This is a genomic window from Bradyrhizobium sp. HKCCYLS1011, from assembly GCF_051167795.1.
In the GTDB taxonomy this organism is placed as follows: Bacteria; Pseudomonadota; Alphaproteobacteria; order Rhizobiales; family Xanthobacteraceae; genus Bradyrhizobium.
Genome location: NZ_JBNPTT010000005.1, coordinates 96,852 through 116,059 on the forward strand (window position 1 = coordinate 96,852; position 19,208 = coordinate 116,059).

Below are 19,208 nucleotides of genomic sequence, written 5' to 3' on the forward strand. Positions count from 1 at the left end.
CTCCTCGCGCGATTGAGCGCGTCAGGCGGCTAATAGGCCGAGCTTGCCGACCATCGCAAGCGAACGTTGAACGCTCTCTCGAATTGACAGCACCAGCGGCTCGGCAGGCTGCCCGGCATCGTCGGTTTGGTCCAGCCGAACGGTCGGGCCGAATCGTTCGGTCATCTCGGTAACGATCTGATCGATCGATCGCGTACCATCCAGCAGCTGCAGGAAATCCCGTGTCCGATCGTCCTCCAACTGCACTGTTTGATGGAGGAGATTCGTGACCAGCCGACCTGTTTGCGCCTGTCTTCGCGCAAGCAGGCTCGCCTGCGGGCGGTCGGTGGCATCTTTCAAGAGAAAGGGGCGCGATAGCAGGAAGGAGACCTCGCCGCTGCAAGCCAGGATAAACATTGCTTCCGTCAGCACTTTCGGATCGTCATCTGCGCACCGGCCGGCCAAGAGCGCGCGGGCCCCATCGAGCAGTTCTTCGAATGACAATGCGCGCGGCCACGCCCGCCCGAGACATAGGTGCGCAGCCTTCAGAAGCGGGTTGGTCACCGTGACTCTGCTGCCGTCCTGGCTCTCAAATTCCATCGCTGAATCGTCAGTCACGCAGCCATCGGGCTGGACCGGGCTGGAGGTGCTCAGCAGATAGAACCGAGTGACGAGATCGGGGTCGATCAGGCGCGAGAGGGAAACATCGTCGTGGCAGAGCAAGGTACGCCTAAAGCCGTTGCCGTCGATAAAGTCCTGGTACTGATCTCGCGCCATGAACTCACTCTCGGGGAAACGTTGCAGCGTTGCGCGGACCTCCTCGGAATAGCCGGCGAGGTAGCGACGCGAGAAGTCAGCGTCGCTCAGATATTGCAGACCATGGCGGCCGGCGTCCTCGACAACCTTATGCAGCAAGAATGCCTCGGCGCCCTCGTCGAGATCGTCGTGAAACAACAGTTCGTCAGGAGCGTTGAGAACGCGATGCAGCTGATCGCGCATGACAGCACCGTGCACCGAATTGGCCTTCGAGCCTTCGCTCAGGAATTTCACGATCGCGCGGGCCTGCCCAACCTTGTCCTTCATCCCGGTGAGACGGCGGGTGTGGTACCGCATCATGTCGCGGACCATGTCGCGAAGATGCGAGAACGGATGCGCGTTGTAGCTGACATAGCAGACCCCGCGCGGCGCAAGGTTCTGCTTGAATATCGTCATCATCTTCTCGCGCACTGCTAGCGGTACCCATGAATACACGCCGTGGGCGATGATGTAGTCGAATTGCCCGAAACCTGCGTCGACATTCATGATATCGCAATGCAGGAGCTTGATATTGCTCAGGCCTAAAGTGGCGATGTTTCGCTGACCGCGCTCGATCGTCACGCCGCTCAGGTCGACGCCGATGAATTCGCTACACGGATATTGAAAGGCCATCGGCAACAGGTTGCCGCCGACGCCGCAGCCGAGCTCCAGCACCCGGCAGCGCTCGACCGGCGCGGGCTGCATGCCGTAAACCGCAGCGACGGTTGCGAGATGGTTCGGGTGTGTGAGCCCGTAGACATGGCCGGGGTAGTAGACCTCGTCGTAGGGGGTGGTGACGGCAGTCGGGTGGCGATGCTCGGTTTGAATGTTCATGGTTCTCAGTTCCACGAATACGCGAAATTATCGTTCTCGATCGAGACGCGCGCCTGCTTGACGTCCTCCTTGGCAAGCGATCTGCTCAGGAATTCGCGCGCCAGCGCCGGCAGCAAGGTGTTGGTGATGATGTTGTCGATCATGCGCCCGCCGGAATCTGGATCGTTGCAGCGTGACACGATGTGCTCCACCACGGCATCGTCATAGCTGAAGGCCGCGTTGTGATTGTCTCGGAGGCGCCGTCCGATCCGGTCGAGCTGCAAACGAACGATGCCGGCGAGCATCTCGTCGGAAAGGGGGAAGTATGGGATCGAGACGATGCGTCCGAGAAGCGCGGCCGGAAACACCTTCAGAAGTTCCGGCCTCAGCATCTTGGCGAGCTCTTCCGGCTGGTCGCGATACTTCGGATCGCGCGACAAGCCCATGATCAGATCAGTGCCTACATTGGTGGTCAGAATGATCAGGGTGTTCTTGAAGTCGATCCGCCGTCCGTTTCCATCCTCCATGATTCCCTTGTCGAACACCTGGAAGAAAATCTCATGGACGTCGGGATGGGCCTTCTCCACCTCGTCGAGCAGGATGACGCTGTAGGGCTTACGCCGGACAGCCTCGGTGAGGCGACCGCCTTCGCCGTAGCCGACATAGCCGGGCGGTGCGCCCTTCAGGGTCGAAACGGTGTGCGCCTCCTGGAACTCGGACATGTTGATGGTGATCATGTTCTGCTCGCCGCCGTAGAGGGTCTCGGCAAGCGCGAGGGCGGTTTCAGTTTTGCCGACCCCGGATGGTCCGGCCAGCATGAACACGCCGATCGGCTTTGACGGGTTGTCCAGCTTGGCGCGGCTGGTCTCAATCCGCTTGGCGATCATCGTCAGCCCATGGGACTGTCCGACGACGCGGCGATTGAGGATCTCCGGCAGCTTCAGCACGGTTTCGATTTCGTCCCGCATCATCCGGCCGACCGGAATGCCGGTCCAGTCAGATACTACGGACGCCACCGACTGCTGGTCCACATGGGCGTAGACCATCCGCTTCTCGGGATTGATGCCTTCCAGCGTCTCGAATTTCCCGCGCAGCTCCGCGCGCTTTGTAGCCGGATCTTCGTCTTCCGTGGGCTCGGACAGGATCTCACGGATGCTGCGGATGTCCTTCACGAGCTTCTGCTCCGCCGCCCAATCGGCCTCGAGGCTCGTCAGTTTTTCCTTAAGCGCCGCGATGTCGCTGTCGATCGCGACAATCCGTTCGCTGTCCTCGATCCCGAGATCGCCGTCGCTGACGAGCGCCGACCGCTCAGCTTCGCGGGCGGTGATCGCGACGCGGGTATCCTCGATCAGTGCGGGCGTCGCGCTCTGGCTGATGGCCACGCGTGCCGAGGCGGTGTCGAGCAGGCTGACCGCCTTGTCAGGCAACTGCCGTGAAGGAATGTAGCGGTGCGACAGGTTGACTGCTGCAACGATTGCGGCATCCGAAATGCGAACACCATGGTGCTTTTCCATCGGCCCAAGAAGTCCGCGCAGCATGATGCAGCAGGTCTCGACATCAGGTTCATCGATCTGGATCGGCTGGAAGCGTCGCGTGAGCGCGGGGTCCTTCTCGATATATTGGCGATATTCCGCCCATGTGGTGGCGGCGATCGTCCGCAGCGTGCCGCGGGCCAGAGGAGGTTTCAGGAGATTGGCCGCATCTCCGGTGCCCGCTGCGCCACCGGCGCCTATCAGCGTGTGAGCTTCGTCGATGAACAGGATGATGGGCGTGGGTGAGCTCTGGACCTCGTCGATCACCGAGCGCAAGCGCTGTTCGAACTCGCCCTTCATGGACGCGCCAGCCTGCATCAGGCCGATGTCAAGCGCGCAGAGCCTGACATTGCGCAACGGTGGCGGCACGTCGCCGGCGGCGATACGCTGGGCAAAGCCCTCGACAACCGCGGTCTTGCCGACGCCGGCCTCGCCGGTGAGGATTGGATTGTTCTGGCGCCGGCGCATCAGTACGTCGATCAGCTGGCGGATTTCCTCGTCCCGACCAAGGATCGGATCCATCTGGCCTGACTTTGCCTTGGCGGTGAGATCCTGGGAGAAGCGGTCGAGAGGCGTCGTCCCCTTGGGACCGGTTTGGTCCGCGCGCTCAGCGCCGGCACCGACCAATCCGGAGCCGTCCATCGGCCGCATCGTCTCCTCGTCGGAGCCGGCCCAGACCGCGCGATGCTCCGCGGCCAATGCATCCACGTTTATCTTGGCGAATTCCTGCGAGAGGTTGTTCAACGTGCGACGGATATCGTTGGACTTCAGTCCTGCCACCAGCAGATGGCCGGTGCGGATCTGCGTTTCGCCGAAGAAAAGCGTGGCATAGTGCCAGCCGCGATCGAGCAGATCGATGACCGCGTTGGCGACGCCAGGCATGTCGGTTTCGTTCTTGCGAAATCCGTTGATGACGGCGGCAAGGTCCGACAACAAGCGGGCCCGGTCCAGCCTGTAGTGGTCCACCGAGAGGCTGAGATCCGTGCGTTCCTGCTGCAGGATATGAAACAGCCAGTGCGCAAGCTCGACATTGCGGTTGCCGGCGCTCTTGGCGTGGCGCAGGGCCTGGATGAAGGCATCGTAGCCGGAGCGATTCAGCTTGCCCGTTACAGCTTCAAGGCTGATATCCGTCACGTTGGCCCCTCCTGCTCAAGTCCTCCGCGGATGATCGGCATCAAGCGGAAAATCGCTTCGAACCCACAACGTTAGGACGGTTTGCGCGGCCGATAGGTTCAAAGCGCGGCAGCACTCCGACGAGCCCTCAAGCGTTCGCCGAGCTGAAAACGGGCATCGCGGCGATATTCTTCCGTGGATGTCCAGTTCGGCGAGACCCAGGTGGTCCACCCAAGTCGTCCGCTCTGTCCGAGCCTGACCGGAACGACCTCTCCCGCCGGAATGGCGAGCTCGACCTCCCATTCCAGCTCATCGCCGATATAGAAGAAGACGGCGTCGGCCAGAGGCTCCGACAAATTGGGTGTCTCCGTCGGCAGGAACTGCTCGTACTGCGCAAAATTCTTGACGAAGACTCGAACCCTGATCTTGTCTTCCACGCTGAATACGCGTGAGCCCAGAAGAGCGTCCCGGCCGAGCCTGGCATGGCTGCCGCCCAGCCGGCTGCAGTGACTCGGGTCGAACGAGAGCCAAGTGCCGACAAATTCGTCGATCTCGACCCGGACATCGAACAGTCCCTGCAGGAACCGCGTCAGCCGCGACGCGCACTTCGTGCCGGGCGCGACCAGTCCGGCGAAGCTGAGCTTCGCCATATCAGGGACGGTGTCTCGATTGGCGAAAACCTCGGAGCCCAAGCCGGCGAAGGACCCGACATAGGCGATGAATCGGTCCTCTGCCGGACGGTCATGCTGCGCGATGGGCCGCGCGTCAGCCCAAGCGCGAAAGAACAGTTGCAGGAAGCGTCCGTTGAAGAGGTCAAGAAAGCGCGGGAAGGCGTCGTCCCGCATCAGCCACCAGCCGAGACTTTCATCGGTGGTGCCAAGCGGCAGGGCGCCCTGCGGTCCCAGAAGGCCGAGAAATTTGACGAGGATCCTGAGCCGGCCAGCCTGGTCGTCGACCGCCGCGAGGTTGGAGGCGGGGAACTCGAGATAAGGCACTTGGCCGAGGTCGACATATTCTTCGCGGCGCGCGGCACTGTCACCGATCCGCGGTCGGTCCGGGTTGGCGCGTTCGAACTGGCGCAGCGTATCGAAGAAGTCGAACCGCCAGGGTTCGGCTTTCATCTGGTCGATCAGCGTCACAGCGGCCTCCGCGTGCCCATGCGCGGCGGCCACCGTATGATCTCGCCGCGCTCGGGTGTCGAGATGACCGTCTGGGTGAATGTGTTGAAGCCCGAATACTCCGCGAAGAAGCGCTCCAGCACCGCGCCGAGCAAGAACACGCCGCTGCCTTCGAATGCTTTCTCGTCAAGCGTGACGGTGATCTCGAGGCCTCGCGCCGCGCCGCTGCCGGTGCGCTCGCGCACTCTCCGCACGACAGGTCGACTTTCGATGCTGCGCACGCCCCGGATCTTGCGTTCTGTGGCGTCGTCGAACTGGTCGGCGAACAGGGACAGCATCTCCCGCAGTGCTGCGGCGTTCTTGCCACCGCCGCGCTCGACCAGGCCAAGGTAGTTCAGGCTCAGCATATTGATCAGGCGCCAGCTGACAATTCCGCTGCTCGCAATCTCGCTGCGGCTGCGCAGCTGAGCCACCACCGGCTCACGCGGTCGGGTCGGTCCGGCGATGCACACCAAATCAAGGGATGTATCGTCCAGAAGGCGGAAATCGGCGCCGCCGTGACCGACCGGCAAGTGCTCCGTGAGATGGCGGTTGGAGCACAGCGCCCGGACGCTGAGTTCGGCGACGGAGCCTTCGCCGCCGAGTTCACCAGGTTCGAGCAAGGACAGAAACATGTCCGTCCCGGTGTAGTCGGAGGACGCGCCATAGGTCTTTTCTTCCACCGTGCGGCGCCGAGGCAGCCGGCGGACCGTGAAATAAAGCCCTTCGACCGATCCACTGGCCCGGTCGACGGCAGCCGAATACAGCGGGCGTACCGGTCGCTTGTCTTTCTCTGCCGGAAAGTGCGCGTAAACTTCGAGCACCTGGTGCGGTTCGTATTCGAGATAGCGGCTGCGGTCGGGCACGACATGGTATTCGTGAGTGTTCGATTTGACGGGGATGCGATCGCTCGTCTTCTCGAACAGGTTGATCGCCGGCGCGGTGTATAGCTTGAAGGTGTCGGGGCGCACCGCGGCGGCAAGCCGCGAATTATGTTCGTCGAAGGCGAAGACGATATCGATCGATTTGCTGCGCAGCCGCGGCATCACGCTGCGAAGTCCGGTCAAATTGATGCCAAGGAACTTGCGCGGAAACATGAAATATTCCCGGAGCAGCTCCGAGCCGCGAAAGATCCGATTGTCGTTGGGAAACAGCGACTCGTTCTCATCGAAGCCAACCTGCTGCACGCAGTCATGGGGCGCGCGCGTCACCACCGGATCGCCGAAGTCGTCCAGATGCCGGAAGTAGACGCCCCTGCAATTCGAGATCAATTGTTCGTAAAGCGCGATGGCGTCGGACTCCGCGCCGGACAGGTAGATCGGCAGTTCGCTGACGCGGCAGCCCGAAAACCAGGTCTCGGGCTTGGTCCGTGCCTCTGCGTCCGGCAGTTCCTCATCGAGCCGGGCGGCGGTCCGATGGGTCAACGACAGCCGGAGCCCGGCGATCACGTCGCCGCCAACCGGAATCCCGAGCGCCTGCAGCGCGCCAGCCGTCGAGAAATACTCGGCGCCGGTGACATCGAATGGCCAGAGCACGATATCGCGGCAAAGTCGAAATCGGCAGGAGAGGCTTCGCTCTCTCTCGCGGTAGGTAGCGTCGAAATAGGCCCCGCGCGCGATCTTCTTGCCATCTCGCAAGGCCGGGTCGGCGTAGGGCGGCCGCGCCATGACCAGCATGGCCGACGGTGTGGGGGCAAGATAGTTCGGAACCAGTTGCTCAAGCAGGTTTGCGGTGAATTCCGGGAATTCGTGCTTCAGCTTGAGCTGAACGCGGGCGGCGAGAAACGCGGCGCCTTCCAGCAGTCCCGTAATCATTGGATCCGAGCGATCCCGGACCAGACCGCCGAGGCGCTCTGCGATGCCGGGATATTCCTCGGCAAAGTCTCCTGCCTGCTCATACAGGAGCGACAGCTCGCGATTGTAGAAGTCGAGGAATTCGCGGTTCATGTCAAAGTCGGTTGATCTGGACGTCGCCGCTGTCGAGGTCGACGTCGGCGACGAATTCCACGGGGACGTTGAGCGGCTCGGCTTTCAGGTCGGCGTGAACGATGAAGCGCAGCTTCAGCTGCTCAGGGCCGACCGAGCCGTCGCGGCGGACCCGTATCGTCTTGCGATCGAGCCTTGGTTCATAAGTCGTCAGCGTTGCGCGCAGAGCATCGCTGAGTTCGTCGTCCGTGACCTCGTCGATCGATCGGTGGGCAATATCGGGAAACCCGTAGTTCAGGATCGATGCTCGGACGCAATCCCGCCCGATGAGGTCTAGGGTCGATTCCAGAGCGATGGTATTAAGGAGCGTTTCAATGTCATGGGAGACTTCGCGCCGGAGCAAGGTTTCCGAGATCGGAAAGCGGCCGGCGCTGCGCCGTCCGGCAATCACCCGCTCCCCGAACTCATCGCGCAGATTGAGTTTCTTGCGGGCATCGCGCGCTTCATGAGCCGAGCGAAACGCCAGCATCAGCGGGGGAGAGAGCCGATCTCGCCTTGGGGTAATTGTCACTTTCCAGTCCCCATCATGCCTCCGAGCCGCTTGCTGTCTGCTGGAGCGGCAATTGGTCTTCGACGTGAGGTGGTTTCAGAAGACGGCCGGACGCTCAAGCGTGGCGTCCGAGCAAAGGGAGCGAAATCGCACCGCTTGGCGTCGGCTGCGCATTCGCAACCGGCGCCAAGCGCGGAGCGACAATCAGGCCCATTCCTTGTTGGCAGGAACGTCCCAGCCAAATGTCGGCGAAGCTCCGGCGCCGCCTTTTTCGGTCTGGGTCTTGTAGGTCATCTTCACCTTCGCGAAGTTCAGGCTGACGTTTTCGACAAGCCGCTCTTCACCGTGCGATCCGCCCGTGGACACGCTGGAGACCAGGACCTGCTTCATCTCGATCTTGAGATATTCCAGCGGATTCTCGCCGGCCTTGCGGACCGTGAGGATCGCGCTGTCGATGTGCTTGCCGTTCGCGCAGACCTTGAAAAGCTCCGGCGTGGCCTTGTCAACGTAGTGCGTGAAATGAAGATCCTGGACGCTGACCTTGCCGGCGCCGCCGCCGGAGCCGCTGTGGAAAGTGCCGGTCTGGCTCTCGCCGAATGACCAGCTCAAGACATCGATTTCGTCCTTGTGTTTGTCATCCAACGACTCGCCCTTGATGGGATCGAGTTTCAGGAAGATGTCGACAGCCATAGCATGTTCCTCTCAATATCTGATGTTTGGGGTTGCGATGTTGCAGCGTCAGGAGCTGGGGCCAGGCAGGCGCGAGACCAGGCTGAGGCCGACGTCCATCGCCTCCAGTTGAAAGTGTGGACGGAGAAAGAAGCGTGCGTTGTAATATCCCGGGTTCTCCTCGTTTGCTATGACCTCGACCTTCGCAGCGGCCAGCGGCTTGCGCGCTTTCTGAGCTTCTGACGATAGGGCTGGGTTGGCATCAACGTATTCATTGATCCAGGTCTGCAGCCAGACTGTCAGCTCATCCTTCTCCTTCATGGATCCGATCTTGTCGCGAACCATGCACTTCAGATAGTGCGCAAAGCGGGACACGGCGAACATGTAGGGCAGACGTGACGAGAGGTTATCGGACGCGGTTGCATCCACGCCTTTTTCGCCGAAATACTTCTTCGGCTTATACAGCGACTGGGCGCCGATGAAGGCGGCCTTGTCGGTGTTCTTGCGATGGATCAGCGGGATCAGGCCCGCCTTTGCAAGTTCGTGCTCGCGGCGATCGCTGATCGCGATCTCGGTCGGGCATTTCAGGTCCACGCCACCGTCGTCGGTCGGGAACGTGTGGGTCGGCAAATTAATGACCTCGCCCCCCGACTGCACGCCGCGAATCCGAGTGCACCAGCCGAACTCCTTGAAGGCGCGATTGATGTTGACGGCCATCGCATAGGCGGCGTTGATCCAGCCGTATTTGTCGCCGGTGTGCCCGTCAGTCTCTTCCTCGAAGGCGAACTCTTCGACCGGCTCCGATTTGGCGCCGTAGGGCAGGCGCCCCAGCACCCGCGGCATGCACAGGCCGAGATAGCGCGAGTCGTCCTGATCGCGCAGTCCCTTCCATGCTGCGTATTCCGGCGTGTCGAACACCTTGCCGATATCGCGAGGATTGGACAGCTCGGTCCAGGAGTCCATTCCCATCAGCGTCGGCTCGGCGCCGCTGAAGAAGGGCGCGTGCGCAGCGCCGGCGATCTTGCTGAGGTCGCGGAGCAACTGCACGTCGGTGGGGAGGTGACTGAAATAGTAGTCGCCGATCAGGCAGCCGAACGGCTCGCCGCCCAACTGACCAAACTCATACTCGTAGATCTGCTTGAACAGCGGACTCTGGTCCCAACGGGCGTCCGGATAAAGCCGCAGGTTGCGATACAGCTCGTTCTTGGAGACATTCATCACCCGGATCTTGAGGTTGGCGTCGGTCTCCGAGTTGAACACGAGATAGTGGAGGCCCCGCCAGGCACTTTCGATCGCCTGGAATTCAGGTGCGTGAAGAATCTCGTTCATTTGCGCAGTCAGCTTCTGGTCGATGCGCGCGATCATCTCCTCGATGGTATCGAGCACGTCCGACTTGATGACGCTCGTGTCCTTCAACGCTTCCTGAACGAGTGTGGTGACTGCGTTCTCGACTTCGGTCGCCGCGCGTTCAGTGCGCGGCTTGAAGCTTTGCTTCAGCAGAGCGGAGAACTCGTCGGCCTCGACGGTCCCGACCTGGGAAGTGGTTTCTTGATGAGCAGCGTCTTTTGCCATGGTCCCCATTCCTTCCCTTAGCTCTGGCTGTCGGGTTCGGTCGACTGGCTCGTCGCGCGCTCGCGCAGCGCGGCCATCAGTTGAGGATCGGCGAGAAGCTTCTTCAGCTGATCCTCGGCGGCCACCTTGCCATCCATGTAGCGCAGCAGATTGGCGAGTTGTTCACGGGCTTCGAGCAGTTTGGCCATCACCGGCACCTGGCGGGCCACGGCCACAGGTGTGAAGTCCGCTATCTTGTTGAAGCGCAGATTGACGGAGATCTTTTCGTCGGGGTTCTCGCTGAGACGATTTGCGACGCGCGCCGTCACGCCGGGCTGGATCGCCGCCATTCGGCCATCGAAATTGTCCATGTCGAATTCGAGGAACTTGCGCTCTTCGACCTTGGTCTTCTCGACGCCGGGATTGTTGCCGGACAGATCTGAGAGGACGCCCATCACGAACGGCAGTTCGATCAGCCGCTCGGCGTCGTAGGGGTCTTCATATGTAATATGCACGCGTGGTGCGCGGTTTCGCCGAATGAATTTCTGACCGCTGTCCGTTGCCATGTTCCCCTCGCTACAAAATCGCTGTGAAAGCGGAATTGCGTGACGCAGGTTGATAGGTTGATTGAACTTGCGCTCGGCAAAGCTTCGTTATGTCCAGTTAGTCCCCTCGAACGAAAGGTCGGTTCAATACGATTTATCGACTGTCTTCAGCGCGCCCTCGGGGAGGACGTCATTTAAGAGGCTCAGGAAGTCTCGCTGAGCGAGATCGCGCGCGCGATCGACCAAGAGTGGGATCGGGCTGGACGGTTCTGCGGCCCGGAAAAACGCTGCCACCTTCGCCAGCAGGCCTAACGCCTGCATTCTATTTTCTACCGAAAAAACAATATCTTGAGCGTCGCTCGCGGCCGTCGCTGAGAGCGGTGTGGCGAGTTCAGCCATCCGCTCGATCGGCAGGTCGAAGACCTTGTCGCGACCGATGTTGATCGCAGCGTTCTCCACGTGGGAGGGCACCAGCATGCGCATCACTTCGATGAACGATTTGCCGACCATCTCCTGCGCCTGACGCACCAGCAGTAGCGCCGGGTTGGACGGTTCCATTCGGGCAAAATAGTCACCAGCGGCGGCAAGCGCTGCGGAGGCCTGCGCCGGCGAGGTCAGCGCGCCAGCTGCGTCCACCGGCGCTTGCGCGTCGACGAGAGCGGCATCTTCCGCGGGTGGGGGGGCCGCGGTCGGATCGCGGGCCACGACAAGACCCGCCAGCCAGGCGGCCATCCCGCTCACCACGCCGGACAGCCTGTCCAGACTGATAGGTTGCCCGGAGTTCAATTTTTCGTGCCAGATGGACTTGAGATCCGCGATTTCGGCGGCCACCGCTGAGCACCGCGCGCTGGCGGCCTTGAGCGTGTCGAGGTCCGTTTCGCCGACGATGCGCTCGATTGTTGCGAGATCGGGGCCGTCGACGTCGGCGTTGCCGGCAGGAATTTCGCCCTTGGCGATCTGATAGGCACGGTAGTTGAGGCTGCCATACCTGCGGTTCTCGATCAGCGGAAGGAATTGGAGCGGGTTGATCACGGTTGGAAATACGTCGATCGCTTCGATCGTGACGGCCCGTAGCGCATAGTCGCCGTCCTCGGCCCGCGGATGCACCGCTTCCCACTGCTCGCGCAGCAACACATTGGTTGCCTTCAGGCAGCCGAGAAAGCCGTCGAGATCGCGATTGAGGATGGAAAACTTGGCCAGCAGCAGGTTCAGGCGGAGATCGCGGGTGCGCGCCAGTAGCGGCTGCGCCGCGGCAAACTGGCCGGCAAAATCGATCGTTTTCGGATCGAAGCGCCCGCGCTCTCCATTGGCGTTGACGACTTCGAAGTACGACATCGGCAGGAGCGATTCCGCACCTGCGAAGAAATTGAGATATTGCACGTCGCCGATAGCGTCGAGATCCGGCCCACAGGGATCGTCGGCCGCGATGGGCTGCGTCAGGGAGGCGACATCAAGCATCCGGGAAGCGTCCTCTGCTGGGCCGTGGCCCTCTGCCGAACGGTGACAATTGGGGGATCATGCAATCCGATCACGATCCAACTGCCTTATGGGTCAGAGGCTTGGCGGTCCCGGTTCATTCTCCGTGTTCATGATTTTTCGCGTGAACCGGCAAGCTCTTGGAGCCGACTATATGGGGGTGGGGTGGTTCCCTAGACGGCTGCTATGCGCGTCAGGAGGCCGACCCCGGACGGACCTGCCAGCACCGCCAGTGACGGCAGGAGTCCTGAGGTTCTTGCACAACACCTGATCTGCTTTTCGCAGCCGATCATGTGGTTAGCCAGGGAGTTTACTGCCCACATGGGCCAGCTTACCCAGGATACCCGCCTCTGCGAACTCAAGACGCCTCTCGGCAAGGACGTTCTGGTCTTCGCCGGATTCGAGGCGTCGGAAGGTCTCAGCGAATTGTTCGAATATCGTATCGAGTGTCTCAGCGAGGATGCCGATCTCGACTTCGACCGTGCGATCGGCCAGCAGTGCACGCTGACCATCAAGCTGCATGAAAAGCAGCGCGAGTTCAGCGGCATCCTGACGGAAGCGCAGTGGCTCGGGGTGAAGAATGACTATTTCGTCTACCGGATCGTCCTGAGGCCTTGGTTATGGCTGTTGTCGCGGACCACCGATTGCCGGATCTTTCAGGACAAGAAGGCACCCGATATCATCAAGGAGGTCTTCAACGAACGCGGCTTCACCGACTACGAATCCAAGCTGACCGAAGAGGGCTCCTGTCCGAAGCTTGAATATTGCGTTCAGTACCGCGAAACCGACCTGAACTTCGTTTGCCGGCTGATGGAGCAGCACGGCATCTACTATTTCTTCAAGCATGAGGGCGGCAAACATACGCTGGTATTGGCGGACTCCAAATCGTCGCACAGCTCGATCAACGGTCTCGCTACGATTCCTTATATCCCGTTGACGGGCGCCGACCGCCGCCGCGAACAGCACATCTATGAATGGGTCTCGGAACGCCGGTTTCGCACCGGCAAGATCGAGCTCAACGACTATAACTACCTCAAGCCCAACGCGCAGATGATCAGCGACGCCAAGGGCACCGAACACTACACCCGGTCCGAGATGGAGTTTTACGACTATCCCGGCAAGTTCAAAGAGAAATCCGATGGCGAGCGCTACGCGAAAATCCAGCTCCAAGCCGAGCAGGCGATGGATCGGCGGCGGCGCGGCAATGGCGACGCCGTCAACCTGTTTCCTGGCGGGCTGACGAAGCTTGAGAAGCACTCCAAGGACTCGCAGAACATCGAATATCTCGTGGTGCGAGCCACGCACTCGTTTTCGATCGAATCCTATCGCACCGGCGGTCCCAGCGACGCCGGGCAACACGTCTATTTCGGCAGCTATGAGTTTCTGCCGAGCGATCGGCCATTTCGCTCGCCGATGATGACGCCAAAGCCGAGGATCAACGGTGTCCAGACCGCCAAGGTCGTGACCAAGGATGATGGTTCGAGCGAGGAGATCGACGTCGAGTCGCTGGGCGAGATCTATGTCCGTTTTTTCTGGGATCGCAAGAAGAAGCGGTCCTGCCGATTGCGCGTGGCCCAGGTCTGGTCTGGCAAGCGTTGGGGCGGCCAGATCATTCCGCGTGTCGGACAGGAAGTGGTGGTCGAATTCCTGGAGGGCGATCCGGATCGGCCCCTGGTGATCGGCACCGTGTACAACGACGAGTACAAGCTGCCCTACGATCTGCCGTCCAAGAAGACGATCGCGGGCGTGAAATCGGACTCCACCAAGGGCGGTGGCGGCTACAACGAATGGAATTTCGAGGACAAGAAAGGGTCCGAGAAGATCACGGTGCATGCCGAGAAGGACCATGACGTAACCGTCCGTGACACCGAGACAAGGACCATCGGCGAGGCTGCGTTCGGCGGTGACACCCGCAAGACCACGCTCAAGAACGGCAATGACAAGCTCGATATCGAATTGGGCGGGCAGCATATCACGCTGGCCATGGACCAGTCCGTCAACGCAGGCTTGAGCATCACGCTCACCGCCAACGTCAACATCACCCTGCAGGTTGGTCCAAGCCAGATCATCCTGTCCCCCGCAGGCATCATCGTCAACGCGCCGACCATCGCCATGACGGCGCAGGGCGCCATGGCGCTTGCGGCCGGCGGGCCGCTGGTTGGCCACGGCACGCCAACTCTCGTCGGTTGACCCCTATGGCGCAGGTTCGCTTCGGTACGGTGCAAGATCTGTTTCAAGCCTATCCCATGGCGCGCTATGATGTCGGCAAGGCCGAGGCCGACAAGCCCTCGCTGGATTTCCTTCAGGAGGCCGCCGCCGCGCGCAGCTGGCACTCGGCGGTATCCTTCTGCGCATACCTGCTCCCAAGACGCGTCTCCGTTGCCTGGGGATGTCGCTCGTTGCACCGGATGTTCGACCATTTCGACGCCAACGACAGCAGGGCGCTGAACGTTGCGGAGACCTGGGTCCGGGAGCCCGACGAGCAATCCCGCAACAAGGCACTGGCCGTCGGCAATGCCAATGATCCCGAGCAGCCGGCGACGTGGCTGGCGCTGGCGGCTGGCTGGTCGGGCGGAAGCGTCGTTCCCGCGGAATATGCGCCGGTCGAAGCCAAGCCCGACCAGGCCGCGCGGGCAGTGCGAGCGGCCCTGCTGATCGGCCTTTGCCGGCTCCCTCGCGACTCCCGGGACCGGATAATGACGGCATGCCTCGAGGATGGTATTCAGTTGGCACGCGGCGAACCGCGCCCTCCACGCTGACGAGACGATGTGATGGTGCTTCGCTTCAATATCGAAAACGAGCCGAATCTTCCCGACGGCGGTCCTGTGTCGTTTACAGTGACCGGCAGGCGTTCGATCGATATCGGCCGTGACCGTCATCTCGATTGGACGCTGCCGGATCCAGCGCGGTTGATTTCAGGAAAGCATTGCGAGGTGCATTTTCGCGACGGCGGCTACTGGCTGCACGACGTCTCGACCAACGGAACCTTTCTCAATGGCGCCGACCAGCGCATGCGGGGACCGCATCGGCTGCGCAACGGTGATCGGCTCACGATCGGCCATTACATCATTGGAGTTTCGGTGGAGGAGGAGGCCGGCGGAGTCGTCTCAAACAACGAGGCGCAACCGCGGGCCCTCCCTGTCCAGCAGCATACGACGCAAGGGGAGTTTTGGGCGGCCGACGGTGACGTACCGCCACCGATCGATCCGCAGCACTTGAAGCAGCCACGGGAGGCTGCGCGGCCCGTCAATCCGGAGTTTCTGGATTGGGCGGCGAGCGTGCCGGCGGCCGGTGCGGAGTTCGTCCAACGTTCGCCGCTGACGCCCTCGTACCAGCCCTCAGCCCAGGACGACATGAGCTGGGCAGCCGGTCCGGTTGCCGTGCCGAAATCGCAGGTCGAGCCGCCGAAGGCCATGCCGACCCCGCGCAGGCCATCGGTGTGGACCGATGAAGAACGCGCCGCCGTCCAGCCAGCGCCGTCTGGACCGCCGGCGCAAGTTGAGCCGCCGCGCGCGGCGCAGCCCGCCGATGAGAGCTCCGTCGCCGCCGCGCCGGTCGGCGATACCGAGTTCGCGCGTCGCGTCGCGCGCGCCGCCGGGTTGCCGGACAATTTCTTTGCCAACAAGCCCGATGCCGAGTTGGCCGAACAGTTCGGCCTCATCTTGCGCATGACGGTGGACAATCTGATGGCGCTGCTGCAGGCGCGAACCCAGGCCAAGCAGCTGACCCGCAGCACCAACCAGACCACCGTCCAGGCCCTCGAGAACAATCCGTTAAAATTTGCGCCGACATCGGAAGAGGCGATGCGCATCATGTTCGGACCGCCGACGCGCAGCTACCTCGATGCGCAACGCGCCTTCGCGCAAGGGTTCAGCGATCTGAAATCGCATCAGTTGAAGACGTACATGGCCATGCAGCACGCCGTCCACGAGCTCATCGCCGGTATCGATCCGACACTGATGGCGCGCGAGCTCGAGCTTCAGCGCGGCTCGAGATCCTGGCTCGGCTCGAACAAGAGCAAACTCTGGGACGAATTCCTGACGCGCTGGAAGGCGCATCTGGGCCGCGACAACAGCGCGCCGATCGATACCTTCATGCTGCATTTCTCGGATTATTACGACCGCGCCGACAAGGCCCGGTCGAAGTGAACAATCGGCGGCTGCGCCGTCGCCGGCAATTGCCAAGTGGATGTGTGAATGTCTTGGTACAGCAAGGTTTTCTGGTCAGAGGGTCTGTTTCTGCGGCCGCACCATCTGCAGCAGAACGATCGCTACATCGAGCACTTGCTGGAAAAGCGTGTGCGCTACACGACGCCATATCCGTGGGGATTTGCCGAGCTCGAGATCGACAAGGATCTTACTGAACAAAGCAAGTTCGCGGTGCGCACTGCGTCGGGCGTGATGCCGGACGGAACGCCGTTCGACATTCCTGCGGACAGCCCGATTCCGGAAGCGATCGAAGTGCCAGACTCGGCCGCGGGCCAGATCGTCTGGTTGATGATGCCGGTCGCGGCGCCGAACACCCGCGAAGTGGACGAAGACCGCACCGATAGCGCCAGTCGCTACATTCGGAAGTCGGAGACCTTCATCGATTCGACCTCGGCGCTTCGCATCGAGGAGGAGATCGACATCGCGTATCCGCGGTTGTCATTCGAACTGCGCAAGACGAGCAAGCCAGGATACATGGGCCTCGGCATCGCGCGCATCCTGGAGGTGCGCGACAAGAACATTCTGTTCGATGACAAGTTCGTGCCGCCGATGCTGGTCACCGCCGCACATCCGATCATCGATGGCTGGCTCAATCGCATCATCGGCTGGGTCGAGACCAAGCTTGACGAGCTAGCGCGCTATGCCGTCGATCCGTCGTCCGGCGGCGGGTTGCAGAGCGTCGACTATCTGGTGCTGCAAGTGCTGAACCGCACCATTCCCGTGCTGACTCACTTCCGGCGCTCGGGCAGCGTGCATCCCGAGCGGCTGTATGAGGAGTTGCTGAGATTTGCTGGTGAACTTGCGACATTCGCTACCGCGGAGCGGCGGGCCCGCAATTATCCCGCGTACGATCACGACGATCTCGAGAATGTCTTCACACCCCTGGTGAGCGACATCCAGGACTTCTTGAGTGCGCGGCTGGGAAGGCGGGCGATCCGCCTGGAGATCATCGAGCGCGCGCAGAACGCGTTCGTATCGCCAATCCGCGATCGGGCGCTGTTCCGAAACGCAACCCTGGTGTTGGAGGTTGCCGCTCGGCGGCCGCTTGTGGAGATTCAGAACGAATTCCCGCACCTCTTCAAGGTCGGGCCGAACACTAAGATGAACGAGATCGTGCACGCAAACCTGCCGGGTTTGACCTTGGTGCATTTGCCGACGCCGCCGCCGCACATCCGCGCCATCACCGATCACGTCTATTTCTACCTCGACCGAAAGTCGCCGCTGTGGCCCGAGTTCAGCACCGCGGCGTCGATCGGCATGCATTTCTCCGGCGACTGGCCGGAGCTTGAACTGTACCTTTGGGCTATCCTGGAAGACAGGCCATGAGCGACAGGGACAAGCCGGTCAATCCTTTCGGTCGGGGCGAACGGACGATCATCCGTCCCAACCCCGGCGGGAAGTTGCCGCCGGTGCCGACGTCCCAGCCTCCCGCGGGCGAGGGACCCGCAGCCCGTCCGGCCTATTCGCCATCACCCCTTTCTACTCCCGGCGCTTCTGCGCCTGCGCCGCCATCATCCTTTTCTCCGGTCCCACAAGGTTCGAGCTACGCCGCCGCACCAGTCAGTCATCCGACCGAGGAGTGGATCTCGACGTCAGCGCAATCCCAGGCGCCGCAACCGATGCTGCCGCCGGGACCGCCTTTGCGCGTCGACGACCTGGTGGCGCCAAACGCCAATCCCGTCATGCGTGCGGCAGGCCCATTGCTGCAGCTACTTGGTCGCTTGCGCGTCGCGCTCATGCGTGCGTCATTCGCGAGCCTGATGGAGCAGGTCGCCGACGCCATCAAATTCTTCGAGAAGGATATCCGTTCAGCGGGGATTTCCGAGCATCAGGCCAACACCGCGAAATACATTTTGTGCGCCACCGCCGACGATATCGTGCAACACATCCCGACCGAGGAGCGCCACGTCTGGACGCAATATTCGATGCTGAGTCGGTTCTTCGGGGAGCGGGTTGGTGGCGTCCGTTTCTTCGAGATCCTCGATCATTTGAAGACCGATCCGCTGGTCAACTATCCCGTGCTCGAACTTCAGCACGCCTGCCTTGCGCTCGGCTTTCAGGGCATTCACCGCACGTCAGCAGGCGGACTTGCAAATCTGCAAGTCATCCAGCGCAACCTTTATGAGACGCTGCGCCGGGTCCGGCCGAAGACGGTGTCCGACCTGTCGCCCAGCTGGCGCGGACAGGCGCTGGCAAGTCGCCGGCAGCGGATCCGTGTTCCGGTCTGGCTGGTGGCGGCCGTGCTGGCTGCGCTGCTGACCGGCTCTTACTTCATCCTGCGGGAGCTTCTCGCCGGCCGGGCGGAGAATGCTGCCGAGGTGGCGCTCGCGCTCCATCCGACCGATCCAATCGAGCTCAAGCGCCGGATTGTTGCACCCCCACCTCCGCCGCCACCGCCGCCGCCACCAGACCGCATCACCCAGCTGCAGCGCATCCGCAACGCGCTTGCGAAGGAGAACACCGCCTGTGCCATGACGGCGGACCAGACCGCGAGCTTCATTGTGATCAGGGTATGTGACCTCGCCTTGTTCGCGTCGGGCCAGGCCACGATCCTCGATGGCTTCAAGCCGGTCGCACTTCGCGTCGCGGCAACCCTCGACAAGGAGCCGGGCCGCATCCGGGTTGTCGGACATACCGACAGCTCGCCGATCCGCACTGTGCGCTTTCCTTCGAACTTCGAATTGTCGGTGGAGCGCGCCAAGGCCGTTGCCGCGGCTCTGAAGCCGGGCCTGACCGATGGCTCGCGCATCGATGTCGAGGGCAAGGGCGCCGATGCGCCAATCGCCAGCAATACGACCACCGAAGGACGCGCCAAGAACCGGCGCGTCGAGATATTCATCGAACGCAGCGAATAGGCAGATATCGCCAGCTCACGCAGTTTGCGACAGGTACGGT

14 protein-coding genes are annotated in these 19,208 nt (G+C 61.8%); 5 read left to right on the forward strand and 9 right to left on the reverse strand.

Annotated features, from left to right (window positions below):
* Nucleotides 1-21: 21 nt before the first annotated feature.
* From ACQR1W_RS17450 to ACQR1W_RS17490, 9 genes are all read right to left on the reverse strand, one after another.
* Complete coding sequence (locus ACQR1W_RS17450) at nucleotides 22-1,608, reverse strand: methyltransferase regulatory domain-containing protein (RefSeq protein WP_434851948.1); 1,587 nt, start codon at nucleotides 1,606-1,608, stop codon at nucleotides 22-24.
* Nucleotides 1,609-1,613: 5 nt separating this feature from the next.
* Nucleotides 1,614-4,253: a type VI secretion system ATPase TssH gene (tssH, locus tag ACQR1W_RS17455; protein WP_434851949.1), complete on the reverse strand. Its 2,640-nt coding sequence runs from the start codon at nucleotides 4,251-4,253 to the stop codon at nucleotides 1,614-1,616.
* A gap of 98 nt (nucleotides 4,254-4,351) precedes the next feature.
* On the reverse strand, nucleotides 4,352-5,404 hold the full coding sequence (gene tssG / locus ACQR1W_RS17460) for a type VI secretion system baseplate subunit TssG (protein WP_434851950.1): 1,053 nt from the start codon (nucleotides 5,402-5,404) through the stop codon (nucleotides 4,352-4,354).
* Nucleotides 5,368-7,335, reverse strand: a complete 1,968-nt coding sequence (gene tssF / locus ACQR1W_RS17465; protein ID WP_434851951.1) for a type VI secretion system baseplate subunit TssF — start codon at nucleotides 7,333-7,335, stop codon at nucleotides 5,368-5,370. Before tssF ends, tssG begins: the two co-directional genes overlap by 37 nt.
* Before the next feature lies 1 nt (nucleotide 7,336).
* Nucleotides 7,337-7,843 (reverse strand): type VI secretion system baseplate subunit TssE, encoded by a 507-nt coding sequence (tssE, locus tag ACQR1W_RS17470; protein WP_434851952.1) that lies wholly within the window; start codon nucleotides 7,841-7,843, stop codon nucleotides 7,337-7,339.
* Nucleotides 7,844-8,068: 225 nt separating this feature from the next.
* Nucleotides 8,069-8,554, reverse strand: coding sequence for an Hcp family type VI secretion system effector (locus ACQR1W_RS17475; protein ID WP_434851953.1), 486 nt, complete (start codon nucleotides 8,552-8,554; stop codon nucleotides 8,069-8,071).
* 48 nt (nucleotides 8,555-8,602) lie between these two features.
* Nucleotides 8,603-10,105, reverse strand: a complete 1,503-nt coding sequence (gene tssC / locus ACQR1W_RS17480) for a type VI secretion system contractile sheath large subunit (RefSeq protein ID WP_035981828.1) — start codon at nucleotides 10,103-10,105, stop codon at nucleotides 8,603-8,605.
* A gap of 17 nt (nucleotides 10,106-10,122) precedes the next feature.
* The gene (tssB, locus tag ACQR1W_RS17485; protein ID WP_434851954.1) at nucleotides 10,123-10,650 is read right to left on the reverse strand and encodes a type VI secretion system contractile sheath small subunit; all 528 of its coding nucleotides are present in this window, start codon (nucleotides 10,648-10,650) and stop codon (nucleotides 10,123-10,125) included.
* A 123-nt stretch (nucleotides 10,651-10,773) separates the two neighbouring features.
* Nucleotides 10,774-12,087: an ImpA family type VI secretion system protein gene (locus ACQR1W_RS17490; RefSeq protein ID WP_434851955.1), complete on the reverse strand. Its 1,314-nt coding sequence runs from the start codon at nucleotides 12,085-12,087 to the stop codon at nucleotides 10,774-10,776.
* 339 nt (nucleotides 12,088-12,426) lie between these two features.
* Between ACQR1W_RS17490 and ACQR1W_RS17495 the strand changes: the two genes are divergently transcribed.
* From ACQR1W_RS17495 to tssL, 5 genes are read left to right on the forward strand one after another with little or no spacing between them, the layout of a single operon-like run.
* Nucleotides 12,427-14,295, forward strand: coding sequence for a type VI secretion system Vgr family protein (locus tag ACQR1W_RS17495; RefSeq protein ID WP_434851956.1), 1,869 nt, complete (start codon nucleotides 12,427-12,429; stop codon nucleotides 14,293-14,295).
* A 5-nt stretch (nucleotides 14,296-14,300) separates the two neighbouring features.
* The gene (locus ACQR1W_RS17500) at nucleotides 14,301-14,864 is read left to right on the forward strand and encodes a DUF6931 family protein (protein ID WP_434851957.1); all 564 of its coding nucleotides are present in this window, start codon (nucleotides 14,301-14,303) and stop codon (nucleotides 14,862-14,864) included.
* Between the two features lie 12 nt (nucleotides 14,865-14,876).
* Nucleotides 14,877-16,253, forward strand: a complete 1,377-nt coding sequence (gene tagH / locus ACQR1W_RS17505) for a type VI secretion system-associated FHA domain protein TagH (RefSeq protein WP_434851958.1) — start codon at nucleotides 14,877-14,879, stop codon at nucleotides 16,251-16,253.
* 48 nt (nucleotides 16,254-16,301) lie between these two features.
* Nucleotides 16,302-17,639 carry a type VI secretion system baseplate subunit TssK gene (gene tssK, locus ACQR1W_RS17510; RefSeq protein WP_434851959.1) on the forward strand — a complete coding sequence of 446 codons (1,338 nt, stop codon included), beginning with the start codon at nucleotides 16,302-16,304 and terminating at the stop codon, nucleotides 17,637-17,639.
* On the forward strand, nucleotides 17,636-19,168 hold the full coding sequence (tssL, locus tag ACQR1W_RS17515) for a type VI secretion system protein TssL, long form (protein WP_434851960.1): 1,533 nt from the start codon (nucleotides 17,636-17,638) through the stop codon (nucleotides 19,166-19,168). Before tssK ends, tssL begins: the two co-directional genes overlap by 4 nt.
* Nucleotides 19,169-19,208 lie beyond the last annotated feature (40 nt).

Bases quoted from the DNA above. Each gene is read 5' to 3' on its own strand.
- ACQR1W_RS17490 (WP_434851955.1), bottom strand. From the start codon at position 12,087: ATGCTTGATGTCGCCTCCCTGACGCAGCCCATCGCGGCCGACGATCCC.
- tssB (WP_434851954.1), bottom strand. From the start codon at position 10,650: ATGGCAACGGACAGCGGTCAGAAATTCATTCGGCGAAACCGCGCACCA.
- tssF (WP_434851951.1), bottom strand. From the start codon at position 7,335: ATGAACCGCGAATTCCTCGACTTCTACAATCGCGAGCTGTCGCTCCTG.
- tagH (WP_434851958.1), top strand. From the start codon at position 14,877: ATGGTGCTTCGCTTCAATATCGAAAACGAGCCGAATCTTCCCGACGGC.
- ACQR1W_RS17495 (WP_434851956.1), top strand. From the start codon at position 12,427: ATGGGCCAGCTTACCCAGGATACCCGCCTCTGCGAACTCAAGACGCCT.
- ACQR1W_RS17500 (WP_434851957.1), top strand. From the start codon at position 14,301: ATGGCGCAGGTTCGCTTCGGTACGGTGCAAGATCTGTTTCAAGCCTAT.
- ACQR1W_RS17450 (WP_434851948.1), bottom strand. From the start codon at position 1,608: ATGAACATTCAAACCGAGCATCGCCACCCGACTGCCGTCACCACCCCC.
- tssL (WP_434851960.1), top strand. From the start codon at position 17,636: ATGAGCGACAGGGACAAGCCGGTCAATCCTTTCGGTCGGGGCGAACGG.
- tssC (WP_035981828.1), bottom strand. From the start codon at position 10,105: ATGGCAAAAGACGCTGCTCATCAAGAAACCACTTCCCAGGTCGGGACC.
- tssK (WP_434851959.1), top strand. From the start codon at position 16,302: ATGTCTTGGTACAGCAAGGTTTTCTGGTCAGAGGGTCTGTTTCTGCGG.
- tssE (WP_434851952.1), bottom strand. From the start codon at position 7,843: ATGCTGGCGTTTCGCTCGGCTCATGAAGCGCGCGATGCCCGCAAGAAA.
- ACQR1W_RS17475 (WP_434851953.1), bottom strand. From the start codon at position 8,554: ATGGCTGTCGACATCTTCCTGAAACTCGATCCCATCAAGGGCGAGTCG.